Raw genomic sequence first — 5400 nt, 5'->3', positions numbered from 1 at the left:
AGTGAGTGTGCCAGTCTGAAGTGGCCCCACTTGGAGCCGTAGTGCTGGCTTGAAGTGGCCCCACCCTCGACCTACTTGTCCCCGTACTTTCGTGCCCGTCTGCCAAGGCGAGTCACGAGAGATGCAGGGGTGAAAGTGAGATCGAGAGTGAAGCAGTTCGAACGTATCCGACGCGATGCGCGCGATGAAGGCATGTCGATCAGGGCACTCGCCGAGCGGCACAAGGTCCACCGCCGCACGGTCCGCGCCGCGCTCGCGGACGCGGTCCCACCGACCCGGAAGCCACCGGCACGGACCGCGCCGGTCCTGGGCCCGTATGAGGCCACGATCCGTCGCTGGCTGACCGAGGACCTGGACGCGCCGAGGAAGCAGCGTCACACCGCTCGCCGTGTCTGGCAGCGACTACTGGAAGAGGAGGGCGCGGTGGTGGCCGAGTCCAGCGTGCGCAACCTCGTCGCCGTGCTCAAGGCCGAGATCAACGGCAGCAAGGCGCAGGTGATGATCCCGCAAACCCACCCGCCGGCTGAGGAGGCAGAGGTCGACTTCGGCGAGTTCCAAGCGGTGATCGCCGGGGTCGTGATGAAGCTGTTCATGTTCTGCCTACGCCTGTCCCACTCGGGCAAGGCCGTCCACATCGCCTACGCCAACCAGTCCCAGGAGTCGTTCCTCGACGGCCACGCCCGCGCCTTCGAAGCACTCGGCGGTGTCCCGACCGGGATGATCCGCTACGACAACCTCACCCCGGCGGTGATCCGGGTCGCGCTGGGCCGCGAGCGCCTGGAGAACCCCAGGTTCGTCGCGATGCGCTCGCACTACGGCTACGACTCGTTCTTCTGCATCCCCGGCATCGACGGGGCCCATGAGAAGGGCGGTGTCGAGGGAGAGATCGGCCGGTTCCGCCGACGACATCTCACCCCGGTCCCACACGTCGGATCGCTCGCAGCACTCAACGCGGCGCTGGCCGCCGCGGACGCCCGCGACGACGCCCGACGTATCGGTGCCCGCGCCGAGACCGTCGGCGTCGCCGCGGCCCGTGAGGTGCCGCTGCTGCGCCCGCTGCCGGAAACGATCTTCGACGTCGCCGCGCCGTTGTCGTGTCGCGTCGATGCCAAAGCCCGGGTCTGTGTGCGCCAGTCCTACTACTCGGTCCCGGCCCGCTACGCGGGCCGTCGACTCGAGGTCCGCCTCGGCGCCGACACCATCCGCGTCCTTGATGCCGGCACGGTCATCGCCACCCACGTCCGGTCGCTGCACAAGGGCAGCGAGGACCTGGTGCTGGATCACTACCTAGAGGTCCTGGGACGCAAACCCGGCGCGCTGTCCGGGGCCACCGCCCTGGTAGCGGCTCGCGGCAGCGGCGCATTCACGCCGGCTCATCAGCGGTTCTGGGACGCCGCGCGCAAGCACCTCGGCGACGGTCCCGGGACCCGTGCCCTGGTCGGGGTCCTGCTGCTGCACCGCACGCTGCCAGCGACGGCGGTGGCCGCGGGGATGGACGCCGCCCTGGTCCTGGGGAACTTCGATCCCGACCTCGTCGCGGTCGAGGCACGCCGCTCGATGCTGACCACCACCACCCCGACCCCGGTGCCGCTGCCAGCCACCGCCACACCCACCGCTGCGATCGACCGCCCGGTCCCGTCGCTGGCCGGCTACGACGAGCTCCTGAAGGGAGCCACCGCATGAGCCCCACCACTCGTCCCACCACAGCTGCTACCCCGACGCTGACCGCGTTGTCGGACCCCGCCGCGACCGCGGCCATCGACACCGCGTGCCGCGCCCTGATGCTGCCCACCGTGCGCACCGAAGCCGCCTCGATGGCCGCGGCGGCGGCCAAACAACGCCTGTCCCACAAGGCGTTCCTCGCCGAGGTCCTGCTGGCCGAGTGCGACGAGCGCGATGCCCGCCGTCAGGTCCGCCGGGTCAAGGAAGCCAAGTTCCCGCGCACCAAGAGACTCGCCGACTTCGATACCCGTGCGCTGCCCGACCTGCCCCCAGCCACGCTGGCGCACCTGGCGTCCGGGGGCTGGATCGACCAGGGCGAACCCCTGGTCCTGCTCGGTGACTCCGGCACCGGGAAGACCCACCTGCTCATCGCCCTGGGCACCGCTGCGGCCGAGCAAGGACGACGGGTGCGGTACGTGACCACCGCTGCGCTGGTCAACGAACTCATCGAGGCCGCCGACGACAAACAGCTCTCCCGCGTCGTGGGCCGCTACGCCCGACTCGACCTGCTCTGCCTCGACGAACTGGGCTACGTCCACCTCGACCCCCGCGGCGCCGAGCTGCTGTTCCAGATCATCACCGCCCGCGAAGAACGAGCATCGATCGCGTGCGCATCCAACGCGCCATTCTCCGAATGGGGCGCCACCTTCACCGACCCCCGCCTGGCCGCCGCCGTGGTGGACCGTCTCACCTTCAATGCCCACATCATCCAGACCGGCAGCGCCTCCTACCGACTCAACTCCACCACCCGAGCCAGAAAGGACCCCGCCCCCCCCAGACCCCCCCCCCCGCGGCCCCTCACCCCCCCCCCCCCCCCCCCCCGGGAGCCAACCCCGGAACCGATGCATTGACCCGGAGGGTGGGGCCAAATCAAAGCAGCACAGTGGGGCCAAATGGGCTTGTCATTCTCAAAGGAGGGAGTCCCGCGTGTCATCTGTGGGCGACGCCTCCGAGGGAGGAGCGCCTGAGCTGTCGGATCTGGAAACGCCAGTTGCTCGGAGCGTCTCGCTGGCGGGTCCACCTGTGACGCCCCAGCAGCGGATCTACTTCTACTCTAGCGACGAGTGGGAGATGTTCATCCGTGAGTGGGCCACTGGGCTGGCGGGCGACTACGTCCAGATCAAGCGGCTCGGCGGACCAAACGACAAGGGTGTAGACGTCGCGGCCTTCAAGACGACCGACGGTTTCGAGGGTGCCTGGGACTGCTTCCAGGGTAAGCACTACGCCACCTCTCTCACACTTTCCGATGCGATTCCCGAGATGGTAAAAGTCTTCGCCGGCGTCGTAGCTGGGCACTATGTGATGCCTGATCGGTACTGTTTCCTCGCGCCTCGTGGGTGTGGCGCGACGCTGAATCGACTGCTCAGCTCACCGTCACAGCTGCGCGGGGAGTTCCTCAACCGGGTCGAGGCCGGCAGCACCCACGTGGCAGGGCTGACGGATGGAACGGTCGAAGCCATCCGCATGCTTGCGGCTGCGACTGACTTCTCGACGTTTCAGTCTGTCGAGATCGTGGACGCACTAGAGATCCATCGGAAGACGCCGTACTACACGGCCCGGTTCGGTGGTCCGTTGCCGAGTCGGCCGGCAGTCGGTCTGCCACCGGCGGAGCTCGACGATCATGAGACTCGCTATGTCAGGAAGCTGATCGACGTCTACCTGGAGCAAGAGCCAGCCGATCCGCTCGATGAGGCGGCTCTGTCGTCGCATCCGCAGTTCGGACAGCATTTTCAGCGGCAGCGGATCTCGTTCTACTCAGCAGAAGCACTCCGCCTCTACGCCCGAGACGCGGTGCCCGAGGGCACGTTCGAGGCACTACAGGATGACATTCACGGCGGAGTCATCGAGGTCGCGGAGGCGAACCACGCGTGCGGCATGGATCGCCTGCGCGAGGTGCTGACACAGTCGACGCAGCTCGACCTTAGTGCCCACGCATTGGTCTCAGTGTCCCGGATCGAGGATCGCAAGGGGATCTGCCATCAACTGGCCAACGAGGACCGCCTGGCGTGGACGGATCAGACCTCATGAAGAGTCCTCTCAACAGTGCAGTGGAAGTCGGAGTCCGTGTGCTCATGCTGCTGACCGAAGCCTTTCCAGCACACCTCGACCTGAACCGGCTGGTCTTGCTCGACCACAGTCTTCTCCACAGCGCCGACCTCGGCGGTCCTGAGAGCCTTCATCCGCCACTCCCCATCCGAGCAGGCGAACTCGGTGTCAAGCGCCGGACGATCGAAGGCGGCCTGGAGGTCATGATCCGTGCCGGTCTGGCGCATATGGACGTTGGTGCTGACGGCATTCAGTTTCGCGCTAGCGATGATGCCGAGGGGTTCGTCAGTCTACTTGCAACCAGCTACGCCGGAGCGCTCCACGAGCGTGCCTCATGGGTCGTGAGCCGTTTCGGATCACTCGAGGAGACAGCACTACGACAAGAGATGCGTGACGTCTCTGCGCACTGGTCGGAAGAATTCGAGCAGCGGGACCTGACCGAGGAAGCGAACTTCTGACATGTCCCGTCTGACGCTCACGCATCTGACATTCATCGGCGGTGCGGTCGAGCCCGCCTCGGTCGAGTTCAGCCCCCGCGTCACTGTGGTGCGTGGTCCGTCGGATACCGGCAAGTCGTTCATCGTGGATGCCATCGACTTCATGTTCGGAGCGAACGCGCTTAAAGAGATTCCCGAGCGTTCGGGCTACTCAACGGCACTCCTAGGCCTTCAACTTCCCCATGGCCAGCACGTGACGCTGACACGAGCGGTGAACGGAGGAAACGTCGGCCTGTACCTCGCCGATGTCCGCCGCGGTCCCCTTGGCGTGCCCGACGGAACACTGGCTGCCAAGCACAACCCCAAGAATGAAGGGAACCTCTCGCGCTACCTGCTGAGTCACATCGGCCTCGACGGCAAGCGGGTCCGCAGAAACGCTCGCAACGAGACCGACTCCCTGAGTTTCCGCAACCTCGCGCATCTCAGCATCGTCGACGAGACCCAGATGCAGGCCGAGATCCCCCCTGCACTTACGGGCAACTATGTCAGTCGGACGAAAGAGATCTCCGTCCTGAAACTACTTCTCGAGGACGAGGACGACTCCGCTCTGGTGGCGGTGGATTCCAAGCAGGAACGGAACCGGCTCAGTGGAGCGAAGATCGAGGTGATTGACCGCCTCTTGGCTGAGCTTGAAGCCCAGCTGAGCGAGACTCCTGAGCTGGCAGAGCTTCGCGACCAACTCGCACGGCTCAACTCTACGATCGAGGGTCACAGCAGCGCGATCGGAGAACTCACCGCACAGCGGAACCGCGTCGCCGAGCGGTTGTGAACCGCCCCGGCGTGTCCGGAGACTTTCTAGTTTGAGACTCCAGCGACTGCTGGGGTCTGGTGGTGAGCGTAGTGAGCGGCCTCGGCTTCGGCTGGCGTGAGGTCGTCGCAGTACTCGAAGGGTCGGCGGTGGTTGAACCAGTCGACCCACTCGGCGGTCGCGATCTCGAGGTCGTCGAGGCCCTTCCACGGCCGTCGTGGCTTGATCAGCTCGGTCTTGTAGAGGCCGATCACCGACTCGGCCAACGCGTTGATGCTCCTATAGATCGTCAAGTCGATCAGGCCGCGATTTCAAGCCCTTCGTCGCCGGGATTGGCGATGGCGTCCGGGGCCGGCAGCAGGCGAAAGAGCTCGCGAGCCAGGTACC

General features: G+C 66.1%; 5 protein-coding genes and 1 pseudogene. 5 read left to right on the top strand and 1 reads right to left on the bottom strand.

Going from position 1 to position 5400, the window contains the following annotated elements; genetic code table 11:
- Positions 1 to 135: 135 nt before the first annotated feature.
- From istA to QWY28_RS22995, 5 genes are all read left to right on the top strand, one after another.
- The gene (gene istA, locus QWY28_RS23015) at positions 136 to 1683 is read left to right on the top strand and encodes an IS21 family transposase (RefSeq protein ID WP_439117277.1); all 1548 of its coding nucleotides are present in this window, start codon (positions 136 to 138) and stop codon (positions 1681 to 1683) included.
- Positions 1680 to 2573: an IS21-like element helper ATPase IstB gene (gene istB / locus QWY28_RS23010; RefSeq protein ID WP_300955257.1), complete on the top strand. Its 894-nt coding sequence runs from the start codon at positions 1680 to 1682 to the stop codon at positions 2571 to 2573. The genes istA and istB overlap by 4 nt, the downstream gene beginning before the upstream one ends.
- Before the next feature lie 172 nt (positions 2574 to 2745).
- Positions 2746 to 3750, top strand: a complete 1005-nt coding sequence (locus QWY28_RS23005) for an ABC-three component system protein (RefSeq protein ID WP_300955256.1) — start codon at positions 2746 to 2748, stop codon at positions 3748 to 3750.
- The gene (locus tag QWY28_RS23000) at positions 3747 to 4226 is read left to right on the top strand and encodes an ABC-three component system middle component 2 (protein WP_336622433.1); all 480 of its coding nucleotides are present in this window, start codon (positions 3747 to 3749) and stop codon (positions 4224 to 4226) included. The genes QWY28_RS23005 and QWY28_RS23000 overlap by 4 nt, the downstream gene beginning before the upstream one ends.
- A 1-nt stretch (position 4227) precedes the next feature.
- On the top strand, positions 4228 to 5034 hold the full coding sequence (locus QWY28_RS22995) for an AAA family ATPase (protein ID WP_300955254.1): 807 nt from the start codon (positions 4228 to 4230) through the stop codon (positions 5032 to 5034).
- Positions 5035 to 5060: 26 nt separating this feature from the next.
- Here the strand turns inward: QWY28_RS22995 and QWY28_RS22990 are convergent.
- A pseudogene (locus QWY28_RS22990) lies at positions 5061 to 5285 on the bottom strand (integrase core domain-containing protein); the annotation flags it as partial.
- Positions 5286 to 5400 lie beyond the last annotated feature (115 nt).

The sequence above is a fragment of the Nocardioides oceani genome (assembly GCF_030412965.1).
In the GTDB taxonomy this organism is placed as follows: domain Bacteria; phylum Actinomycetota; class Actinomycetes; order Propionibacteriales; family Nocardioidaceae; genus Nocardioides; species Nocardioides oceani.
The sequence above is the reverse complement of the archived record's forward strand: the minus strand, read 5'-3'. Positions and strand labels throughout refer to the sequence as shown.